Source organism: Propionispora hippei DSM 15287 (assembly GCF_900141835.1).
Lineage (GTDB): Bacteria > Bacillota > Negativicutes > Propionisporales > Propionisporaceae > Propionispora > Propionispora hippei.
Map to the genome: position 1 here is coordinate 178,920 of NZ_FQZD01000004.1, position 21,162 is coordinate 200,081.

The window sequence follows — 21,162 nt, forward strand, 5'->3', positions numbered from 1 at the left end:
TTTTTTACTGTAAGAGGTTTATCTTTTGGTTGTTTTTTTTGGTTCCTCAATAGGTGTCCCATATTTGCCTACCCAGATAAACAGGCCGACTCCAACCAAAATCACTGCCAAACTGGTAAGCTGTGCCGATTTTAACCCCAGCAGTAAGGTACCGTAATCACCGCGCAGATATTCCAGGAAAAAACGGGCGGTGGAATAAAGCACCGCATACAGGATAAATACCTGGCCCTTGGCGTGATTGGTCGTACGGAAAAGCAGCAGCAGCACGAAGATCACCATGTCCAACTGACTTTCCCATATTTCGGCCGGCCATAGGGGCTGTGCTCCATATACCTGATGGGCCAGTGTGGTAGAAGGGTAGAGAATGCCAAAGTTGCCGCCTGTGGGATGTCCGAAGGCATCGCCGTTTAACAGATTGGCGGCCCGGCCCAGCGCCTGACCGAGGATAATGGCCGGAGCGGCGACAATGTCGGCAAAAGCCCAGGTATCAATCTGATGCCGCTTGGTATAAAGGTACCCGACTATGGCACCTAGAAAAACGCCGCCTTGGATAGCCATGCCTCCTTGCCAGACAAATGGAATTTCCAGCAAATGATTGTGATAGTAACCCCAGTCAAAGAAAAATACATCCCATAAGCGGGCGCCGACAATGCCGGCGATGCCGCAGTAAATTCCCATATCAGGGACGTGCTGATGCCAACGTCCGTCCTGTTTGGCAAAATAGTAAGCTGTGCCTGTTGCCAATATGATGCTAAGGCTCAGGATCAGACCATAGGCCCGGATGGGAAAGTCGCCGATAAAAAACAAATACTGGTGCATAGAATCCTCCTTGTTAATGCAGACAGGGGTGGCACAGACGTGACCTGTACAACAAAATCTGTATTCATTATAGGCGATTTGTCTGTAATGTGCAATTATTTGCCAATTGCTGCTCAGGACCAGCCGGACGGAAGGGAATCACATAGACAAAAGAAAAAAGAAATGCTATTCTTTAATCATTCGAGTAAGAATAGCATTTCAGGAGAACATCATGACAGAAAAAGATACGCAGGCCAAACTGATTGAGTCTGCCACGTCCTTATTTGCCCAAAGGGGTTATGCCGCCGTATCGATCAGGGAGCTGGCTGATGCCGCTCAGGTAAACAGTGCGCTCATATCCTATCATTTTGGCAGTAAGGAAGGCTTGTACCTGGCCGTTTTGGAAAATCAGTTCCGGCCGATTACCGGTCTGCTGCAGCAAGCCGCAAAAACGGCGATGAGCCCGGAAGAGCGGATTGTATACTACGCTAAAGGCGTGTATGAAATACACAAAAGCAGGCCTTTTCTGATCCGCTTTTTACACAGTGAACTGACGAATCCCACAGCCGGGCTGGAAAGTGTCGTAAAACGCTATATTGGACAAATTTATCCCTTTTTATATCAGGCCTTTGCCGAAGGAGTGGCGTCCCGTCAGTTTAATGCCGCGTTGAATCCAGGCTATGCAGTACTATCACTGGTGGGAATTATGAATTTCTACTTTATTGCCAAACCGATAGCCCGGGAATTTTTGACAGTTGACAATGAGCATGATAAGAAATATCTGCTGCAGGCTGTGCAAATCTATTTACATGGCATCAAGGATAACAACTATAACTCCTGAGACCATTTTTCCAATTGCAGCAACAGCTCGCCGCGGGTGGAATCAACCTCGGCGCCTCGCCATTCCTGCCCTGTTTCGCTGTCGAACCAGACATCCTTACTGGTAAAAGCGGCTGTGGGAATCAGTTTTTCCCTGGCGGCATTCAATATGCCGTCCAGCATGCTTTGTTTGATGGTTTTACGGGCAAGCCGGTTGCCGGTCTTTTCCGTTGTTTGTACGTCAATACCGTCGGCGGTGGCCCGCAATTCGATCAGGCTCAGCAATTTTCCCTGCTGGCCGGCAGTATGAATGGCCTGCTTGGCGGCGTCGGCAGCTGCCTGCCGGGTAATATCATCATCATGGACGGTGATCCTTACATTGCCAATGATCAGTTTATACATGATAAGCCTCCTTAAACATAGCTGGATGGTTAAATTTATGAACTGTCGTTATTAAATATGAATATATAAAGAAGACTAATTTTGGGGGATAAGTTAAGAACCTGTAGTCAAATATTAGAAACACTGTGTCGGCGACGATTTTTTTGCTATACTTCATTAATTTTTCCGGTCATAACCCATTATGTCCACGAAAAATTACCTTGTCTGGTGAAAAAATCGCTCGCCGCTCCAGTATTTCCATGATTAAATACAGGTTCTAAAATTTGACTTTATATAAGAACTACTATATAATGTAATCTGATAATCCGTGGATGCAGAGTAGTAAGTGAGATGACCGGTACAGAAAGTTGGCGGACGATGCAAGCCAAACCGGGAAGGCGCCGAACTCGCTGCAGAGGAGCAGCCGTGAAATGTAATGGCTGACGCAGGATCGGCGTTAGTGATCTAGGAGAGGACGGCAATTCGCCGTCAATCAGGGTGGTATCGCGGGAATGTCTCGTCCCTGGCTTTTATAGCCAGGGACGTTTTTGATTCTTGGGCACCAAAGGGATTGTTTTATACATTAGGGAGGTTATTAAGTAATGGACGAAAAATATCTTCCGTCTGACATTGAAGCAAAGTGGCAAAAAGAATGGCTGGCAACGGATGCATTCAGTACGGAAATCAACCGTCAGCGGCCGGAATATTATGTTTTGGAAATGTTTCCGTATCCTTCGGGAAATTTACATATGGGACATGTACGCAATTACTCCATTGGCGATGTGGTGGCCCGGTTTAAGGTGATGCAAGGCTATAACGTGCTGCATCCCATGGGGTGGGATGCCTTTGGCATGCCGGCGGAAAATGCGGCGATCAAGCATGGCGTACAGCCTTCAAAGTGGACTTGGGACAATATTGCCAACATGCGGCGCCAACAGCAGGAACTGGGGCTTTCCTACGACTGGAACCGTGAGGTGGCCACCTGTCACCCGGAATATTATCGCTGGACCCAGTGGTTATTTCTGTTGTTTTACAAGCGTGGCCTGGCGTATAAGAAAAAGGCAACGGTTAACTGGTGTAACGACTGCAATACCGTGCTGGCCAACGAACAGGTCATTGACGGGCATTGCTGGCGTTGCGATGCCGTTGTGGTCAAGAAAGAACTGGAACAGTGGTTCCTTAAAATAACCGATTATGCCGACCGGCTGCTGGAGGATTTGAAGGACCTTAAAGGCTGGCCAGAGCGGGTCAAAACGATGCAGGATAACTGGATCGGCCGCAGTGAAGGGGCTGAATTCAGTTTCTCTGTACCTGAATATGAGGAAAAAATTGCTGTCTATACAACGCGGCAGGATACGGTTTTCGGTGTATCCTATTTGGTGTTGGCGCCGGAACATCCCCTGGTAGATAAGTTTATCACCGGCAAACCGAACGAGGCGGCTATTCGTGATTTTATCAAACGGGTGTGTAATCTAAGTGAAATTAGCCGTACTTCCAGTGAGATGGAAAAAGAAGGAATGTTTACCGGTGTTTATGCCGTCAATCCGTTCAATGGTGCTCAGGTACCGATCTGGATTGCCAATTATGTATTGGTCGAATACGGTACCGGTGCGGTTATGGGCGTACCAGCCCATGATGAACGGGACTGGCAGTTTGCCACCAAATACAGTTTGGAAAAACGTCTGGTTATTCAGCCGCAGGGCCAGGAGCTAAGTATTGAAACCATGGCAGGTGCTTACGATGGCACCGGTATCATGGTTGATTCCGGGCAGTTTACCGGTCTGGATAATGAACAAGGCAAGACGGAAATCGCCAAATGGCTGGAAGTACATGGCCTGGGGAAAAAGCGGGTGAATTACCGCTTGCGCGACTGGTTGATTTCCCGTCAAAGATACTGGGGCGCGCCGATTCCGATTATTTATTGCCCGCAGTGCGGTGTTGTACCGGTACCGGAAAAAGACTTACCAGTCATGCTGCCCGACGAGGTCCGGTTTGATACAGGATCGGTGTCGCCGCTGGCTACCACCGAGTCTTTTGTACATTGTTCCTGCCCGGTATGCGGCGGTGAGGCCAGACGTGAAACCGATACGATGGATACCTTTATTTGTTCCTCCTGGTATTACATGCGTTATACCGATCCGCGCAATACTACGACGCCTTTTGACTCGTCTAAGGTGAATTATTGGATGCCTGTTGATCAGTATATCGGCGGCATTGAACATGCCATTTTGCATTTGCTTTATTCCCGCTTCTTTACCAAAGTACTGAAAGATGCCGGACTTACCAATTTCGATGAGCCGTTTAAAAATTTACTGACTCAGGGCATGGTTATTAAAGACGGTGCCAAAATGTCAAAATCCAAGGGCAACGTGGTTTCGCCGGAGGAAATTATCAGCAAGTACGGTGCCGATACGGCCCGCCTGTTCATCTTGTTTGCGGCTCCGCCGGAACGCGATCTGGAATGGAGCGAGCAAGGTGTGGAAGGAGCCTACCGATTCCTCGGACGCTTCTGGCGCATTATCCATTATTATCATTCCTTCCTTACCGCAGAGGTAGCGGAAGTGGCTGCTTCGTCCTTGTCCAAGGAAGAGCAGCATGTAAGACGGATTTTGCATTTAACCATCAAAAAGGTAACGGAGGATGTGGGGGAACGTTTCACTTTCAATACTGCTATCAGTGCCATCATGGAACTGGTTAATGCCATGTATGTATTGAAAGATCAGAATGTTGCCGTCCAACCGGCTTTTGCCCGGGAATTGGTCACCGCCCTGGTTCGATTGCTGGCTCCTTTCGCACCGCACATTACAGAAGAATTATGGCATGCCATTGCCGGCAGCGAGGCCGGCAGCGTTCACAAAGAAAGCTGGCCTGCCTTTGATCCGGAAGCGGTTAAACTGGATGAGGTGGAAATTGTTTTACAGGTTAACGGAAAAGTAAGAGATAAAATTGTTGTTCCCGTAGGTCTTGACAATAAAGCACTGCAGGATAAAGCTTTAGAACAGCAAAAAGTTCAGGAATTCATTGAAGGCAAGCAAGTTGTAAAAGTAATATGCGTGCCGCAAAAGCTAGTCAATATTGTAGTAAAATAAATGGAGGCTCCTTCCAGAGCGGATTGGTACTCCCTTAAGCTTAGGCGAAATTATCCAGGAGCTTAGCCACCGGATAAAAAATACAGCCGTTCTACCTGCTGGTAGGACGGCTGCTTTTTTTGGTGCATTTGGAGGATTTTGGATATATTTGGCGAATTCGATGAATCAGATATTCTTTTGCGGAGGGGAACGGATGGATGTTCACCAGAGAACGGATTATCGTAATTATGCTTGTTGCGGTCATTTTGTTAACAGCCAGCTTCTACAGTTTCTGGCAAAAGCAGGCGGCTAGCGAGCGGATTTCCGTCCAGTCGGAGGAACAGCGAAAAAGCGGCGATGCGGTAAATCCGACTAAGGCCGATACGGCTAAAACGGTGGAGGACTGTGTTGTTTATATCAGCGGTGCGGTTAATCGGCCGGGAGTATTCCACGTACCGGTTAACAGCCGGGTGGTGGATGTGGTGCAGGTGGCTGGTGGATTAACGGCAGCCGCTGATCAGATCAAAATTAACCTGGCGGAAAAAATCAGGGACGGAATGCATATCCATGTGCCGGACAAAAACAGTACTGTAGTCGCCGGTAGTGGCGGAACGGTAATATCTAGCAGTGATGGGCAGGAAAAAGTAAATATTAACAGCGCAGGCAAAGAAGAACTGGATAAACTTCCCGGAATCGGCCCCGCCATGGCGGAACGGATTGTGGAATACCGGGAAACGGCAGGGATGTTTAAGGATGTTGCCGATTTGAAAAATGTCCCCGGTATCGGTGAAGCCAAATTTAAACGGCTGGCCGATAAAATAACTATTTAATTGGTGCATGCCGATGTCTGTGATAGTAAATAATTTTCTAGTGGTACTGGCCGCAGCTTTTACGGCCGGCATTTGGTGGGCCGGTTTATGCGCGGTTTATTTGCCGTTGCTTTATTGCCTGGGGCTGATTGCGGCGGGAGCTGTGTTTTGCTTTGCCCGGCAGTGCGATAAGGCGGGCTGGCTGGTTTGTGCTCTGACTGCGCTCTTTTTTTTCGCCGGTGCTATCCGCTATCTGCAGGCAGTCAGTATCCCCGCCAGTGATGTCAGCCTGTTCGCCGGTCAGGATGTAATTTTCAGGGGGCAGGTTGTTGAAAAGCAGGAGCTTGCGGCGAGCGGGGAAGCAACTAAGTTCAGATATATAGTGGAAGCCTGGGAACTGACGGAACCGGGTAACGAAAAAAAACGTATAATGCCGCTAACCGGCAAGGTCAGTTTGAGTGTTTCAGCGAACAAAGTACCGGTGGCGATTGACTATGGTGACAGGATTAGTGTTGCGGGGACGATTGTCGAGCTTCATGGGTATAATAATCCCGGTTCGATCAACACCGTGGCCGCTTTGCAACGGGAGGGGATCAGGGCGCGCTTGCTGCCGGCCGGTCCCTTAACACTTATTGAGCCGGACGGAGGGGGCACTTCCTGGCAGGGCTGGCGGGATAAATGGCGCCGTCAGGTTGTTGTCGCTATGGAAAAGGTTATGCCTGCCCCGGAAGCGGCTATTCTGTCCGGTATGATCTTCGGGGGCTATCAGGGAATCAGCCGGGAGGTTATCGCCGATTTTCAGACAACCGGACTGATTCATATTTTATCGGTATCGGGAACCCATGTCGCATTGGTTGGCGTGGCGATGCTCTGGCTGGGGAGGCGATTTAAACTCCGGACGGGCTTAATCGCCGTCATTACGGCCATTGCGGTTACCGGGTATGCTGTTATCGCCGGCTTGACTGCGCCGGTACTGCGTTCATTGATTATGGGACTGACCGGCTTGGCGGCTGTCATCTGGAAACGGGAAAAGGATGTAGCCGCCGCTTTTGGACTGTCCCTGCTGCTTATGCTGGCCCTGCAGCCGGAACTGATCTATGATATTAGCTTTCAGCTTTCTTTTGCTTGCACAGCCGGGCTTATTTTGTTTTATGCCAAGACAGTGGATTGGCTACGACGCTTGCCCAAACGGCCAGCGCAGGTTATTGCCGCGACTTTTGCCGTTCAACTGGCAGCGCTGCCTTTGACAGCCTGGTATTTCAGCAATTACTCCCTTAGTTCCTTTACCGCTAATTTTATTATTGTGCCAGTGATGGAGGGCCTTGTTATAGCGGGGTTAGCTGGTGTATTGCTTGTGGGCTGGGTTCCGGCGCTTGCCGGAGTTATCTTTGCAGGCTGCAGCCTTTGCCTGGGTGCGGTGCTTCAGGCTACAGCCTGGCTGGCGGCACTTCCCGGCGCCAGCATTTATTTTCCTCCCATGAATTGGGCCGTTTGTGTAGTCTACTATCTGCTTTTATTTTGGTTATATGGTTACTTTCCCCAACCAGTTATGTTACCATTAGAGATATGGCGGCGATGGCCGGGCCGGGTTCAGGCCCTCAGCCTTGTGGCGGCAATGGTTTGGGCTGTTTATCTGGTTTACCCCAGACCGGTGATTATTCATTTTATTGATGTTGGTCAAGGCGATGCTGCTGTGATTACAACACCTCATGGCCGGGCAGTGATGGTGGATACGGGCGGGTCTATGGGCAGTACTTCTTTCGACCTGGGCGAGCAGGTTGTTTATCCATACCTGAGACATTACGGGATAACGGAACTGGATTATCTTTTTTTGACACATGGACATCAGGATCATGCCGGCGGAGCGGCTGCTATATTGAATCATATTCCGGTCAAATGTGTATTAATGGCCCGGGAGGCGGAGTATACGCAGGCAGAGCAGGCAGTGTTATATCATAGAAACAGGCAAGCCGTAATTCCGCAATATCAAGGGCAACGGATTGAACTGGATGGAGTGACCTTTACGGTAGTGCATGCTCCTGTGGGCGGCCGGAGTGCCAGCGCGGGAAATGAAACGTCCACGGTCATACGGGTGACGTTCGGTGACCAGAGCATCCTGTTTACCGGTGATTTAGAATCTCCCGGCGAAGCGGAAATACTGGCTGAAAACCTGCCGATTAAAAGTAATTTGCTGAAAGTGGGGCATCATGGCTCGCGCACGTCATCTACGGCCGCCTTTTTGCAGGCTGTGGCGCCGCAGGTTGCCGTAATATCCGTCGGTTATCACAATTCTTTCGGCCATCCTCATGCGGAAACGCTGACGCGGCTGGCTGCAGGTAAGACCAGGGTATATCGTACCGACCGGTCCGGTGCCATACAGGTTGTTACTGATGGACAAACGATGACGGTTAATCCCTACCTTTATGATAAATAAGGAGTCGAGGACAACTATGAACTATAGTCAACTGGAAGAGCGGATCAGGCAGGGGGAGGTAAGCCCTGTATATCTGTTATACGGTGAGGAGCATTATATTATCCAGCAACTGGAGCACACTATTATTGACCAATTGCTGGCGCCGGATGAACGGGATTGCAATTTGACTGTGCTGGATGGCGATCCTAAACCGGAGGAACTGATTGGTCTCTTGGAAACAGTACCGTTCCTGGGAGGAAGGCAGGTTATTGTCATCCACAATACGGCTTTTTTCCGGGCGGCAAAGCAGGACAATGCCGAGGTGGACGAATCGGGAAAAGGCGATAAGAGCAGTGGGCGGCTGCTGAAGGTGCTCGCCGATATGCCGGAATATACTTGTCTTGTCTTAACGACAACCGAGAAGGTGGATAAGCGAAGGAAGCTGTTTAAACAGATTGAAAAATACGGGATTGCTTTTGAAGCTATTTCCTTTAAACCCTGGGATAGCAAAAATATTTCCCAATGGATACAGGCGCAGCTTGGTAAAAGACAAAAAAAAATAGCTGCCAATGCGATGGAAGCCACGTTAGCCATGGTGGGGAGCATGCCACGAGTTTCTTTGGTTTTTTTGGAGGCGGAGCTGGAAAAGCTGTCGCTTTACACCGGAAACCGGACAATGATTACGCTTCAGGATTTGGAAGCGGTGCTGGCGTCCGTTCCTGAACTGTCAGCTTTTGCCCTGCTGGAGGCAATCGGCCAAAAGCAGGTTACCAAGGCCTTGACGTTACTGGGCAGACAGCTAGCTTCCGGTGAGCATCCGGCTAAGTTGATCGGCCTGCTGGCCCGGGAGATACGCCTCTTCTGGCGAATCAAGGAAATGGTTGCAGCCGGGTTGCCTGTCCGTGAAATAGGGAGCAGGACCGGACTCGTCAATTATATTTGTGAAAAAAAGATAAAACAAAGTCAGCATTTCGGCATCGCGCAATTACGCCAGGCGCTGCTATCGCTTGCCCAGGCCGACACCGATTTTAAATCAAGTTTAGTTAATGAGGCCGTGCTGGAAGAAATCGTCATTCGCCTATGCTATTAAAACTATGTTGTTAAAATAAAACAAAAAAACCCTGTCCATCTTGAATGGATAGGGTTTTTATAACTTATTGAGCCATAGCGTTGACTTTGCGGGCTAAGCGGGATTTTTTACGGGCTGCTGCATTTTTATGGATAACGCCTTTGGAAACAGCTTTATCAATAGTGCTGCTAGCATTGGTCAGGAAGGCTTTCGCCTCATCCGCTTTGCCGGTATGTACAGCTTCAGCTACTTTGCGGAAAGCGCTTTTTACAGTGGATTTAGCTGCAAAGTTTTTTGCGCGTCTTTCGGCATCAGTTTTTACACTACGTTCAGATGATTTAATATTTGGCAAGTGTTTCACCTCCTTTGACCATTTTACCTCCAATATTCTAGCATGAATTATCAGTAAAAGCAAGTGAGAATTCTGCGGTATAGGAAAATATGTTCCAGCTCATAATAGGGATAATTGTTGTTGGTTGAGAAAAACAAAGCTTAGGAGTGATTAATAGATGGCATACGGACACCGGAATTTGCGAACCGATTTGGCTTTGGAAGCGCAGGAAATGCTGACGGAAGAGGTGGAAGAGAAAATTCCCGGTTTGACAGTGAAGACAGCCAATGACGAGGATGTGGTTATTACCCGTGTGACGATCAGTACGCCGCAGGCGGCTCAGATGATGGGCAAGGTTGAAGGCGAATATGTTACGGTGGAAGCGCAGGGCTTGCGTTATAAAAACACGTTGCTGCAAGAAAAGGTTATGCAAATGTTGGCTAAAGAACTTGCTGCGTTGCTGCCGTTGCCGCAAAATGCCACAGTTCTGGTGGTTGGTCTGGGAAACTGGCAAATTACACCGGATGCCCTGGGACCAAGAGCAGTAGAAAAGATTGTCGTCACCCGGCATTTGCAGGATATGCTATCGCCTGAGCTGAAAGGCGGCGTCCGTTCCGTTTGCGCGATCGCACCGGGCGTATTAGGGGTTACCGGTATGGAGACGGCGGAAATTGTCCACGGCATTGTCAGCCGAATCAAACCGGATGCGGTTATTGCGATTGATGCGCTGGCTGCTGCCGCCAGCCACCGCGTGGTTACTACGGTGCAGCTTTCTAATACGGGCATCCATCCTGGTTCGGGCGTAGGCAATAAGCGGTTTGGCTTAACCCAAGAGTCCCTGCAGGTGCCGGTGATCGCCATAGGTGTGCCAACCGTTGTTCACGCCTCCACCATAGCCATGGATACTATTAATGCCATGCAGGAACAAGCGGCCTTTGCCAGATATTTAAAGAGTATGGAACGGCTTTCCGAGGCCGACCGTCATACCATCATAAAGCAGGTATTACCTAATTCACTAGGCGATCTTATGGTTACGCCGAAGGAAGTAGACCGACAGATTGCCGATATTTCCGCGGTAGTGGCCGGGGGAATTAACCAGGCCATGCATCCGAATATTGATTACGCCAATATTCACCGTTACTTGCATTAACTGCCATTATTAAGAATTCGTTGGTGTAATAAGCCTGTCGCTTTGGCGAGAGATTTTTCATCGGGTAAGAAAATAAAAATGCAAAAATAGTTGGGATGCTTCGAGGTTTTGCTGACGCAGTCAAGTGAAAAAAGATTTGTCAGAAAGCGTGGTGTGAATTAAATTTAGTGTTTTTCTTAAGTCATATTGAATAGCTGCCGGGCATATATATAGGACGTGCTGATAGTTAAGGCTGTACGGCACTCTTGTAATGATTGATGACAACCATAGAAAAACCAGGTAACTTCCAGGTAATCCCTAAGTTGCCGATAGGAGGCAATGATGTTATCAAGGCGGCAGCGGCATCGTACGACGAATAAGCGGCAAATGAAAAAGTCCTATTTTTTGGTCGGCGCAATTATTTTGTTATTGTGTACGTTGGCAGTAGTACAGGCTTTCACCCAGGATACGGCTGTACCTGTAGCAGTAAACAAACTCTATCCTATCGAGCAGGAGACATTTACCACCTGGCCGCAATGGCAGGAAATCTTGTTTTACGGTGTGCCGGGCCTGGAATTGGTGGCAAAGCAACAAAACGGAACAAGTCAGTTTACCCCGGCCAGCCTATTGTCTAACTTTTTCCTGATGTTGACGTCGGTTGATCTACGCGATATGCGTTCGGTGATCAATTCGGAAATACCTGTCGTGGCAAGCGTTAGAAGTTCAAAACCGGCGGTTGGCGGGGAGCGTGTGGCGCTCTTTCCCAAGGCCTCAGGGAAGACAGAACTGGACAAAAGCAAGCCTTTAGTGGGTATATACCATACTCACACGGCGGAGTCCTATATCCCTACCTCGGGAGTGGACCATAAGCCGGGCGGGCAGACCGGCGATATTATCCAGGTAGGACAGGCATTAGTCAAGCAAATGGAAAAATACAATATTGCCGCTGTCCAAAGCACTACTGTTCATGATTATCCCAGTTTTATGAAAGCCTATGGACCTTCGGAAATTACGGCAAAAAAAATGCTGGAGGATAATCCGTCCATACAAATGATTTTTGATATACACCGGGACGCGCAAAAACGGGAATACACAACAGCCATGATCAACGGACAGCCGGCTGCCCGGATTATGATCCTGGTGGCGCAGGGGCAACCGGGTCTGGAACAGCCCCATTGGCAGGAAAATCACGCTTTTGCCAAACTGATTGATGCTAAGCTGAACCAGCATTACCCCGGATTATCGCGGGGGATCCAGTTAGTAGAGTGGCGCTATAATCAGCATCTCCATCCCCACGCCTTATTATTAGAGGTTGGCTGTCAGGAAAATAGTGTGGAAGAGGCTTCACGCAGTATGGAAATGCTGGGCGATGTGTTGGCTGAGATTATTGCGGAAAATAAATTTCAGTAAAATGAGCAATTAGCTTGAGGTGATAACTTGAACGATACTCGTCTGGCGGAAACAACAGTTGTCTTGCGAGGTTTGCTGGTATTAGTGCTGCTGATCGTTGTCGGTGTCAATGCGGCGGAGCTGCAGATGAATGGACTTACCCGGCGCCATGAAACCGTGCAGGCCTTTAATGTCAGGCAGCAGGACCCAGGTTATTACGCTTTCTATTTATTTGGCGCTTCCTATTTGGTTCAATCCGATTATCCGCTGGCCATGCTCAACAATACCGATACAGAAATCGTTGTTACGGCCGGGACACGACAATGGGGAATTCCTGTCCGTTTATGTATCAATGCGGCACCGGAATTTGCCCTGCTTGATTTATGGTCCAGGCAGTTTAGCGAGGAAGCGGTGCGCACCAAGGTTCAATTGCACGCTTATGTACAGGCGGCAAGCCAGACCTTATTTGAACTGATCAGGAAGCAAAGGTAACACTTGCGGTATGAAGGCGGCAGATGATATAATTTTAAAAGTATTTACATCAGAGGAGAGGCGCCTTCATGAATTCAGCTAATATTAGAAATTTCTCGATAATTGCCCATATTGATCATGGAAAGTCAACTTTGGCTGACCGGATTTTAGAATATACCGGTGCGCTTTCTGCCCGTGAAATGGAAGACCAGGTATTAGACCAAATGGAACTGGAACGGGAACGGGGCATCACCATTAAGGCGCAGGCGGTGAGGCTGTCGTATAAGGCCAAAAATGGTGAAACCTATATGCTCAACTTGATCGACACCCCGGGGCATGTCGATTTTACTTATGAAGTGTCCCGCAGCCTGGCTGCCTGCGAGGGAGCGTTGCTAGTAATTGACGCGGCGCAGGGGATTGAGGCTCAGACGTTGGCTAATGTCTATCTGGCCTTGGACCACAATCTGGAAATTGTTCCTGTTATCAATAAGATTGACTTGCCCAGCGCCGAACCGGAGCGGGTCAAGCAGGAAGTGGAGGATGTAATTGGTCTGGATGCTTCGGAGGCTGTACTGGCGAGTGCCAAAACCGGTATTGGCATTGAAGAAGTGCTGGAGGCGATCGTAGCAAAGATCCCTGCCCCGCAGGGCGATAGGGAAGCTCCTTTGAGCGCGCTTATTTTTGACTCTCATTTTGACCCGTATAAGGGAGTCATCGCCTATGTCCGGGTGATGGATGGTACGGTTAAGCCGGGCATGAAGATCAAAATGATGGCGACGGACAAAAGCTTTGAAGTCACCGAAGTGGGAATTTTCCGGCCCTTTCTTGCCAATGTGGATGTGCTGGAACCCGGACAGGTGGGCTTTGTTGCCGCCAGTATTAAAAATGTTAAGGATGCCCGGGTCGGGGATACGGTTACAGAGGCGGAGCGTCCGGTAAAGTCACCCCTGCCAGGCTACCGGAAAATCACACCCATGGTATATTGCGGCTTATATCCGGTGGACAGTGCCGATTATGATAATTTACGGGATGCGTTGGAAAAACTTCAGCTAAATGATGCGGCGCTGGTATTTGAGCCGGAAACCTCCATTGCCTTGGGCTTTGGTTTTCGTTGCGGTTTCTTAGGTCTCTTACATATGGATGTGATTCAGGAACGGTTGGAACGGGAATATAATTTGACCTTAATCACTACAGCACCCAGCGTTATTTTCCGAGTGACCAAAACGGATGGTGAAGTTTATGAAATAGACAATCCGTCGCATTTGCCCACCCCTCAGGAGATTGATCATATTGACGAGCCTTATGTTAAGGCAACAGTGATTGTTCCCAATGATCACGTGGGTGCGGTCATGGAGCTTTCACAGGAAAAACGCGGCGAGTTTAAAGATATGAAATATTTGGACGTTGCCCGTGTGATGCTGACTTATCATTTGCCGCTCAGCGAAATTATTTATGATTATTTTGACCGCTTGAAATCTTCTACCAGAGGCTATGCTTCGCTGGATTACGAATTGATCGGCTATCAGACCTCCCAGTTGGTCAAACTGGATATCCTGTTGAACGGTGAGCCGGTGGACGCCCTGTCGATCATCGTGCACCGGGACAAGGCGGCTTACCGCGGCAGACAACTGGCGGAAAAGTTAAAAGAAATCATTCCGAAGCAAATGTTTGAAATCCCGATTCAAGCGGCTATCGGCAACAAAGTGATTGCCCGGGAAACCGTCCGGGCCATGCGAAAAGATGTGCTGGCGAAATGCTATGGCGGGGATATTTCGCGTAAACGAAAACTGCTGGAAAAGCAAAAGGAAGGCAAAAAACGCATGAAACAGGTAGGCAGTGTGGAAGTTCCCCAGGAAGCCTTTATGGCAATTCTTAAGATGGACTAGCGCCGATGAAACTGGGCATTTACGTTCATATACCTTTCTGCCGCCAGAAATGTTTGTATTGTGATTTTCCGTCCTTTACCACTGATAGTCAGCTATATTCCACTTATATTACCGCTTTGTGCCGGGAAGCCACTGGCCGGAGCGGTATTTTCTCCCATGCCGTGGTTGATACCGTTTTTATCGGCGGCGGCACGCCAACCCTGTTGTCGCAGGACCTGCTAAACCAGATTCTTAGCTGCTTAAGGGAAAACTATCGACTGAGCGACGAAGTGGAAATTACGATAGAAGCCAATCCGGGGACGGTGGACAGGGCTAAGCTGCAGACCTTGCAGGCACAGGGTGTCAACCGGATCAGTTTTGGCGTACAGACTTTTGCGGAGCGCTTATTGCCTCAAATCGGCAGGATTCATTCGGCGGCAGAGGCAGCCCGGGCCGTAGAACTGGCACAGGCTGCGGGATTTGACAATATCAATGTTGATCTGATGTACGGCTTGCCGGAACAGACAGTGCAGGATTTACAGGAAAGCATCGACCGTGCTATCGGTATGGGCGTCCGGCATCTTTCGGTATATGGGTTGAAAATCGAAGAGGGGACGCCCTTTGCTTCGCTACATGAGCAGGGGCGGCTCGCTTTGCCCGAGGAAGAGATCGAAGAGGCCATGTATGAGCTGGCTGTGCATTATTTACCGGCTCGAGGCTTTAGACGGTATGAAATATCCAATTATGCCCCGGCGGGCTGGGAATGCCGTCACAATTTAAAATACTGGCATTACCAGCCTTATCTGGGATTAGGCCTGGCGGCCCATTCTTTTTTTGACGGTCAGAGGCTGGCGAATACCGTTGACCTGCAGCGATATATCGACTTCTTTTCCAGTACTGGTGGAGAAAAGCAGGAATTTCCTGTAGCGGTTGTGGAAAAACTGGATAGAGAGACGGCCATGGCTGAATTTACCTTTTTAGCGCTGCGAACCAGTAACGGCGTACATATCCCTGAGTTTAATACTTGCTTTGCGGCAGATTTCTTTAGTCAATATAATAAGGTTATCACTGCGCTCCGCCGGCAGAAACTGCTCGAGGTAACAGAAAAAAACGTACGCCTGACAGAACTGGGGATGAAGTACGGAAATGTGGTTTTTGGCGCTTTTTTACCGGATACTTAGTAGAGGCTTGTTTGTAAATTATCCGAAACGCCCTGACGGTGTTTTTGTGCCGTACTTCGTTACCATGTTTTGAAGTAAGGGCCACTATTCCTGTAACATGTTGTCTTATTTGGCGCAAAAATCACGCACCTAAGATCATTTCGTTAATTTACAAACAAACCCCAGTTGCTATCTTGACAGTTGGCGTAAGGAGTGGTATTTTTTTAATAGATATTAGCACTCTATGAGACTGAGTGCTAACAATGGGGGTGGAGTTATGTTAGATGAGCGTAAACGTAAAATTTTGCAGGCAATCATTGATGATTATATTTCCACCGCTGAACCTATTGGCTCACGAACAATTGCTCGCAAATATGGCTTGGGAATAAGTCCGGCCACTATCCGGAATGAAATGGCCGATCTTGAGCTATTAGGCTACATTGAACAGCCCCATACCTCAGCAGGGCGAATCCCATCGGCTAAGGGATACCGCTTTTATGTAGATTGTTTAATTGAACCGCAGACCATATCGGAACGTGAGATTAGTTTGATTGATAACTGGTATCATGCCAAGGTGCAGCGTATTGAAGAAGTATTTCAGGAAACGGCGAAGATTCTTTCCCGGATGACCCGAAATATTTCCATGGTATTGGCGCCGCAGCTTTCGCAATATGTCTTTAAATATATTCAGTTTCTGCCGCTGGACGAACGTCGCGTGATTTTGGTGGTAGTAACCGATACCGGCTTTGTAGAAAACAAGATTATGAATACGCCGCCGGGAACCTCATTAAAGGATTTGCAAAGAATTGCCGAAGGCATCAACAGTCGTCTGGCAGGATTGCCTTTTGACCGGATTCAGACTTCACTGCTGACTCAAATCAAACAGGAGCTTTTGCCGAGCGAAGAATTTTTGGATACGGCTTTGCTTATGATCAAACAAGCACTGTTTGCCGAGAAAAATGAAAAGGTGTATCTGGGTGGCACTACGCAAATGCTGAATCAGCCGGAGTTTCGTAACCTTGACAAAATCAAAGGCCTGTTGACCATGCTGGAAGAAGAGCGTTTGCTCTGCGATATCTTGCAAAAGAAAGAAGACGACGGTGTCATCATCACTATTGGTCAGGAAAATAAGTATACCGGAATGCAGGATTGCAGTGTTGTGCAGGCCACCTATCGCCTGGACGGTCAGATTGTCGGCACCGTGGCTGTCTTAGGACCGACACGGATGGAATATCGAAAGATTATCAGCATTCTTGATTTTATGCACAGCCATTTAGGTGAAATATTGAAGAAATACAAGGTGTAATTTGTATGATACTGGTCTGTCGTAGACCAGTATGATGGCGGCTGTTCCGCCATATACATAGGAGGACGAACGATGAATGTAAAGCAGGCCGGGAGTGGTTCAGACGTTGATGAACGGTTGACCGCCCTGGTAACTAACTCCAACGCCGTCCGGGCTGTTACGGCGGCTGTCGAGGGAACCATAGGTCCCAAGGGGCTGGATACCATGCTGGTGGACCGGGCAGGCGGTGTGATCATTACCAATGACGGTGTCACCATTTTGGATAAAATGGATGTTAATCATCCGGCGGCTAAAATGCTGATTAATATTGCCAAGGCTCAGCAGGAAGAAGTGGGCGATGGAACGACAACGGCTACGCTGATTGCCGGCGCTTTGGTGGCCGAAGGAGTAAATCAGGTCCTGCGGGGTGTGCCTGTAGCCCGGATTATTGAGGGAATCCGATTCGGCGTCCAATATGCGGTTGAACAATTGGCGCAGCGAAGTTTACCGATAGAAAAACTGGAACAGCCGATTTTGCATAATATTGCCATGGTTGCCGGCCGCGAATACGAGGATATTGCGCGACTGGTAGTTCAGGCGGCCCGTTTAATCGGTTCGCCCAAGCTACAGGATAAACATTTTAGACTGTCGGAAATTATTACGGCAAAGGTTGGAGCCGACAATGAAGTGTTTATGGGGGTTGTCATTGACAAAGAACGGATGAATAAAGAAATGCCGCAAGCCATGGACAATGCGAGAATCCTGATTATTGATGATGCCCTTGAACCGGAAAATATCGGTGACGAGGCTTTGGGGACCGAGGCGGGATTCAGGCGGTACCTTGATTTGCAGAATGAATTTCGTGCCAATATATTAAAAATTGTCGAGCAAAATATTAATGTCGTTCTAGTTGATCGTGGTGTTCACGCCGATGCTGAAGAAATACTGACCGACGCAGGGGTTTTGGTGGTGCAGCGGATTGCGGCAAAAGAACTGCGTCGGGCGGCCGATCATACCGGAGCTAAAATGATTAAGCGGACCGGTTTGAAAAAAGAAGCGGGTGAGCTTGTTAAATACATTGGATATGCCGAGAAGGTCTATGAAGATGAAAAACTGGAGCAGCTACGCGTTGTTGGCGGCCAGGGGAAACCGATGGCAACCATTTTGGTCGGCGCATCAACCCAGGAGGTTGCGGGAGAAAGGGAGCGAATTGCCAAGGACGCGGCCTCCAGTGTGCAGGCAGCGACAACCGGTGGGTATGTTCCCGGCGGTGGCGCGATAGAAGTGGCTGTGGCCCGCGCCCTGGAGCAGACGCGCACTCGGGTCAAGGGGATGGCTGTTTATGGCGTGGATTGTGTGGTCAATGCCCTGAAGCACCCACTGGCCCAAATTGTCGAGAATGCCGGCTATAATCCGCTGGAAAAGGTGGAGGAAGTAGTAGCCGCGCAAGTTGGAACCGGCCAGGATTGCCTGGCTATTGATTGTGAAACAGGCTTGATTGCCGATATGCTGTCATTAGGTGTCGTAGACCCCGTACCGGTAAAGATTCATGCCGTTAAGGCGGCCGGCGAAGTGGCTATAGCTATTCTGCGGATTGATACCATTATCAAGAAGCGAGAGGATAATGCCGCCTCTAAAGATCAGGACCCATCCGATTTTTGAGTAGGCTACTATATAGGTGAGGTGAAATTATACATGTCGGAAAATAAGGAAGCCAATGGCTGCGAGCAGGAACTGGTTTTAGATGCAGAAGAAAAGGAAACCGTTGAGGGTGACGAAGCTGCCGGGACTGGCGCAGCCAGTGAAGCGGAAGTAGAACGCTTGTTGGCTTTGGTGGAAGAAAAGAATCAATTGGTCAATGAACAAATCGACCGTTTCAAACGTTTGCAGGCGGATTTTGAGAATTTTAAGCGCCGGACCCGGCAGGAAAAAGAGGAATTATCCAATATTGTTGCCCAGAATATACTGGTAGAGATTCTACCGGTCATCGATAACTTCGAGCGGGCTCTGCAAAGTGCTGTCGCGCAGGATGCGGCAAGCGTACTAGCCGGTGTTCAAATGATTTATCGTCAGTTTGCCGGTGTGATGGATAAAGTCGGACTGACCGCCATTGAGGCGGTTGGCAAGCCTTTTGATCCGCAGCAGCATGAAGCAGTTATGCGGGTAGAAGATCCGGAGCAGCCGGACGGGACGATTACCGAGGAACTACAAAAAGGGTATAGTGTCCGAGGCAAAGTGGTTCGTCCCAGCATGGTAAAAGTGGTAAGCAATTAAAAATTTTACATACAAAACTTAGGAGGTATTTGCAATGGGAAAAGTTATTGGAATAGACCTTGGTACTACAAACTCAGTGGTTGCCGTGATGGAAGGCGGCGAGCCGGTCGTTATCGCTAATGCGGAAGGCAGCCGGATTACTCCTTCGGTTGTCGGCTTTTCGAAAACCGGGGAGCGTTTGGTCGGCCAATTGGCAAAACGTCAGGCCGTATCCAATCCTGATCGCACGATTAGTTCCATTAAACGCCATATGGGAACGGCCCATAAAGTCCGTATTGACGATAAAGATTATACGCCCCAGGAGATCTCGGCCATGGTGCTGCAAAAGCTCAAAGCTGATGCCGAAGCATATTTAGGAGAAACGGTAACTCAGGCTGTTATTACCGTGCCAGCTTATTTTAGCGACAGCCAGCGTCAGGCTACGAAAGATGCCGGAACGATTGCCGGTTTGGAAGTGCTCCGGATTATCAATGAGCCGACGGCGGCGGCGTTAGCTTACGGGCTGGACAAAGGTGAAGATCACACCATTCTTGTGTTTGACTTGGGCGGCGGTACTTTTGACGTGTCCATACTCGAATTAGGCGACGGTGTGTTTGAGGTAAAGGCTACTAACGGTAATAACCGTTTAGGCGGCGATGACTTTGACGAACGAATCATGAACTGGCTGATTAGTGAATTCAAGAAAGAATCCGGTGTGGATTTGTCGCAGGACCGGATGGCCGCCCAACGGCTTAGAGAAGCTGCAGAAAAAGCAAAAATTGAACTTTCCGGCGTGTTAACGACCAATATCAACCTGCCGTTTATCACCGCGGACCAAACCGGTCCCAAGCATCTGGACATCAATTTGACCAGAGCTAAGTTTGATGAATTAACCGCCGATCTGGTGGAAGCTACTATGAGTCCAACTCGTCAGGCTATGACCGATGCCGGTTTACAGCCAAGCGAAATTCATAAGGTCATTTTGGTGGGTGGTTCCAGCCGTATTCCGGCTGTGCAGGAAGCGATCAAACGCTTCTTAGGCAAAGAACCGCACCGCGGCGTAAACCCTGACGAGTGTGTGGCCGTTGGCGCTGCTATTCAGGCAGGTGTCTTAGTCGGTGACGTAAAGGATGTCCTGCTTCTCGATGTTACGCCGCTGTCTTTGGGTATTGAGACGCTGGGCGGTGTGTTTACTAAAATTATTGACCGCAATACTACCATTCCGTCTAGAAAGAGTCAGGTCTTCTCTACTGCAGCAGACAATCAGCCTTCCGTTGACATCCATGTGCTGCAGGGAGAGCGGGAAATGGCCGCTTACAATAAAACTCTGGGCCGTTTTGAACTCTCCGATATTCCGCCGGCACCGCGTGGAGTGCCCCGTATTGAAGTGGCCTTTGACATTGACGCCAACGGTATCGTCCATGTTTCAGCGAAAGATATGGGAACTGGCAAGGAACAGAAAATCACGATCACCTCTTCTGGCGGTATGAGCAAGGACGATATTGAGCGCATGGTTAACGAGGCCGAGGCGCATGCGGCGGAAGACAAAAAGCGCAAAGAAGAAGTGGAAGTGCGCAATAATGCTGACTCCCTAGTGTATCAGGCCGAAAAAACGATTAAGGATATGGGCGATAAAGCCGATAAAGCGTTGGTTGAGAAGGTGCAAAAAGCAGCCGACAAACTAAAAGAAACGCTTAAAGGTACCGATATAGAACAAATTAAAGCCGACACAGAAGAATTGACCAAACCGTTGTATGAGATGACATCTGCAGCCTATAGCCAGGCCGATGCGGCTGGAGCCGGTGCTCAGGCTCCGGGAACCGGCGCGCCAGGTGGTGCCGGACAGGATGAGAAAATTGTAGATGCCGAATACAAGGTAGTGGACGAAGACAAAAAATAATTACTTTTCAAGTAAATAGTGT

Annotated in this window: 17 protein-coding genes and 1 other annotated feature; of the genes, 14 read left to right on the forward strand and 3 right to left on the reverse strand. The window is 48.9% G+C overall.

Annotation, left to right across the window (positions count from 1 at the left end; genetic code table 11):
* Positions 1 to 18: 18 nt before the first annotated feature.
* Positions 19 to 819 (reverse strand): prolipoprotein diacylglyceryl transferase, encoded by an 801-nt coding sequence (lgt, locus tag F3H20_RS00940; protein ID WP_149733120.1) that lies wholly within the window; start codon positions 817 to 819, stop codon positions 19 to 21.
* Between the two features lie 211 nt (positions 820 to 1,030).
* Here lgt and F3H20_RS00945 point away from each other — a divergent pair, with 211 nt between their 5' ends.
* On the forward strand, positions 1,031 to 1,639 hold the full coding sequence (locus F3H20_RS00945) for a TetR/AcrR family transcriptional regulator (RefSeq protein ID WP_149733121.1): 609 nt from the start codon (positions 1,031 to 1,033) through the stop codon (positions 1,637 to 1,639).
* On the opposite strand, the gene F3H20_RS00950 is transcribed toward F3H20_RS00945, so the two are convergent.
* A complete protein-coding gene (locus F3H20_RS00950; RefSeq protein ID WP_149733122.1) occupies positions 1,627 to 2,019 on the reverse strand; it encodes a hypothetical protein in 393 nt (130 codons plus the stop codon). The genes F3H20_RS00945 and F3H20_RS00950 overlap by 13 nt on opposite strands.
* A 299-nt stretch (positions 2,020 to 2,318) precedes the next feature.
* Positions 2,319 to 2,526, forward strand: a binding site (T-box leader).
* 74 nt (positions 2,527 to 2,600) lie between these two features.
* Between F3H20_RS00950 and leuS the strand changes: the two genes are divergently transcribed.
* From leuS to holA, 4 genes are all read left to right on the forward strand, one after another.
* Positions 2,601 to 5,087, forward strand: a complete 2,487-nt coding sequence (gene leuS, locus F3H20_RS00955) for a leucine--tRNA ligase (protein WP_149733123.1) — start codon at positions 2,601 to 2,603, stop codon at positions 5,085 to 5,087.
* 197 nt (positions 5,088 to 5,284) lie between these two features.
* A complete protein-coding gene (locus tag F3H20_RS00960; protein WP_149733124.1) occupies positions 5,285 to 5,896 on the forward strand; it encodes a helix-hairpin-helix domain-containing protein in 612 nt (203 codons plus the stop codon).
* A gap of 13 nt (positions 5,897 to 5,909) precedes the next feature.
* Complete coding sequence (locus F3H20_RS00965; RefSeq protein WP_188128158.1) at positions 5,910 to 8,309, forward strand: DNA internalization-related competence protein ComEC/Rec2; 2,400 nt, start codon at positions 5,910 to 5,912, stop codon at positions 8,307 to 8,309.
* A gap of 16 nt (positions 8,310 to 8,325) precedes the next feature.
* On the forward strand, positions 8,326 to 9,378 hold the full coding sequence (gene holA / locus F3H20_RS00970) for a DNA polymerase III subunit delta (RefSeq protein WP_188128159.1): 1,053 nt from the start codon (positions 8,326 to 8,328) through the stop codon (positions 9,376 to 9,378).
* A 64-nt stretch (positions 9,379 to 9,442) separates the two neighbouring features.
* On the opposite strand, the gene rpsT is transcribed toward holA, so the two are convergent.
* Positions 9,443 to 9,709 (reverse strand): 30S ribosomal protein S20, encoded by a 267-nt coding sequence (gene rpsT / locus F3H20_RS00975; protein WP_091743551.1) that lies wholly within the window; start codon positions 9,707 to 9,709, stop codon positions 9,443 to 9,445.
* A gap of 157 nt (positions 9,710 to 9,866) precedes the next feature.
* On the opposite strand from rpsT, the gene gpr reads away from it, so the two are divergent.
* The 9 genes from gpr to dnaK all read left to right on the forward strand — a co-directional run bounded on the left by gpr (position 9,867) and on the right by dnaK (position 21,140).
* A complete protein-coding gene (gene gpr, locus F3H20_RS00980; RefSeq protein ID WP_149733127.1) occupies positions 9,867 to 10,838 on the forward strand; it encodes a GPR endopeptidase in 972 nt (323 codons plus the stop codon).
* Positions 10,839 to 11,156: 318 nt separating this feature from the next.
* The gene (gene spoIIP / locus F3H20_RS00985) at positions 11,157 to 12,227 is read left to right on the forward strand and encodes a stage II sporulation protein P (protein WP_223191549.1); all 1,071 of its coding nucleotides are present in this window, start codon (positions 11,157 to 11,159) and stop codon (positions 12,225 to 12,227) included.
* Between the two features lie 27 nt (positions 12,228 to 12,254).
* Positions 12,255 to 12,698 carry a hypothetical protein gene (locus tag F3H20_RS00990; RefSeq protein ID WP_149733128.1) on the forward strand — a complete coding sequence of 148 codons (444 nt, stop codon included), beginning with the start codon at positions 12,255 to 12,257 and terminating at the stop codon, positions 12,696 to 12,698.
* Between the two features lie 68 nt (positions 12,699 to 12,766).
* Positions 12,767 to 14,563, forward strand: a complete 1,797-nt coding sequence (gene lepA, locus F3H20_RS00995) for a translation elongation factor 4 (protein ID WP_149733129.1) — start codon at positions 12,767 to 12,769, stop codon at positions 14,561 to 14,563.
* Between the two features lie 5 nt (positions 14,564 to 14,568).
* The gene (hemW, locus tag F3H20_RS01000; protein ID WP_149733130.1) at positions 14,569 to 15,723 is read left to right on the forward strand and encodes a radical SAM family heme chaperone HemW; all 1,155 of its coding nucleotides are present in this window, start codon (positions 14,569 to 14,571) and stop codon (positions 15,721 to 15,723) included.
* Between the two features lie 256 nt (positions 15,724 to 15,979).
* Positions 15,980 to 17,008, forward strand: coding sequence for a heat-inducible transcriptional repressor HrcA (gene hrcA / locus F3H20_RS01005; RefSeq protein WP_091743546.1), 1,029 nt, complete (start codon positions 15,980 to 15,982; stop codon positions 17,006 to 17,008).
* Positions 17,009 to 17,080: 72 nt separating this feature from the next.
* On the forward strand, positions 17,081 to 18,649 hold the full coding sequence (locus F3H20_RS01010) for a TCP-1/cpn60 chaperonin family protein (RefSeq protein ID WP_149733131.1): 1,569 nt from the start codon (positions 17,081 to 17,083) through the stop codon (positions 18,647 to 18,649).
* 33 nt (positions 18,650 to 18,682) lie between these two features.
* Entirely contained in the window at positions 18,683 to 19,261 is a 579-nt protein-coding gene (gene grpE / locus F3H20_RS01015) for a nucleotide exchange factor GrpE (RefSeq protein WP_149733132.1), read from the forward strand.
* Between the two features lie 34 nt (positions 19,262 to 19,295).
* Positions 19,296 to 21,140: a molecular chaperone DnaK gene (gene dnaK, locus F3H20_RS01020; protein WP_149733133.1), complete on the forward strand. Its 1,845-nt coding sequence runs from the start codon at positions 19,296 to 19,298 to the stop codon at positions 21,138 to 21,140.
* Positions 21,141 to 21,162 lie beyond the last annotated feature (22 nt).

Excerpts from the sequence above, each read along its gene's own strand:
- leuS (WP_149733123.1), top strand. The coding sequence starts at position 2,601 with ATGGACGAAAAATATCTTCCGTCTGACATTGAAGCAAAGTGGCAAAAA.
- F3H20_RS00950 (WP_149733122.1), bottom strand. The coding sequence starts at position 2,019 with ATGTATAAACTGATCATTGGCAATGTAAGGATCACCGTCCATGATGAT.
- F3H20_RS00945 (WP_149733121.1), top strand. The coding sequence starts at position 1,031 with ATGACAGAAAAAGATACGCAGGCCAAACTGATTGAGTCTGCCACGTCC.
- F3H20_RS00965 (WP_188128158.1), top strand. The coding sequence starts at position 5,910 with ATGTCTGTGATAGTAAATAATTTTCTAGTGGTACTGGCCGCAGCTTTT.
- holA (WP_188128159.1), top strand. The coding sequence starts at position 8,326 with ATGAACTATAGTCAACTGGAAGAGCGGATCAGGCAGGGGGAGGTAAGC.
- hemW (WP_149733130.1), top strand. The coding sequence starts at position 14,569 with ATGAAACTGGGCATTTACGTTCATATACCTTTCTGCCGCCAGAAATGT.
- F3H20_RS01010 (WP_149733131.1), top strand. The coding sequence starts at position 17,081 with ATGAATGTAAAGCAGGCCGGGAGTGGTTCAGACGTTGATGAACGGTTG.
- gpr (WP_149733127.1), top strand. The coding sequence starts at position 9,867 with ATGGCATACGGACACCGGAATTTGCGAACCGATTTGGCTTTGGAAGCG.
- dnaK (WP_149733133.1), top strand. The coding sequence starts at position 19,296 with ATGGGAAAAGTTATTGGAATAGACCTTGGTACTACAAACTCAGTGGTT.
- spoIIP (WP_223191549.1), top strand. The coding sequence starts at position 11,157 with ATGATGTTATCAAGGCGGCAGCGGCATCGTACGACGAATAAGCGGCAA.
- hrcA (WP_091743546.1), top strand. The coding sequence starts at position 15,980 with ATGTTAGATGAGCGTAAACGTAAAATTTTGCAGGCAATCATTGATGAT.
- grpE (WP_149733132.1), top strand. The coding sequence starts at position 18,683 with ATGTCGGAAAATAAGGAAGCCAATGGCTGCGAGCAGGAACTGGTTTTA.
- lepA (WP_149733129.1), top strand. The coding sequence starts at position 12,767 with ATGAATTCAGCTAATATTAGAAATTTCTCGATAATTGCCCATATTGAT.
- F3H20_RS00960 (WP_149733124.1), top strand. The coding sequence starts at position 5,285 with ATGTTCACCAGAGAACGGATTATCGTAATTATGCTTGTTGCGGTCATT.
- lgt (WP_149733120.1), bottom strand. The coding sequence starts at position 819 with ATGCACCAGTATTTGTTTTTTATCGGCGACTTTCCCATCCGGGCCTAT.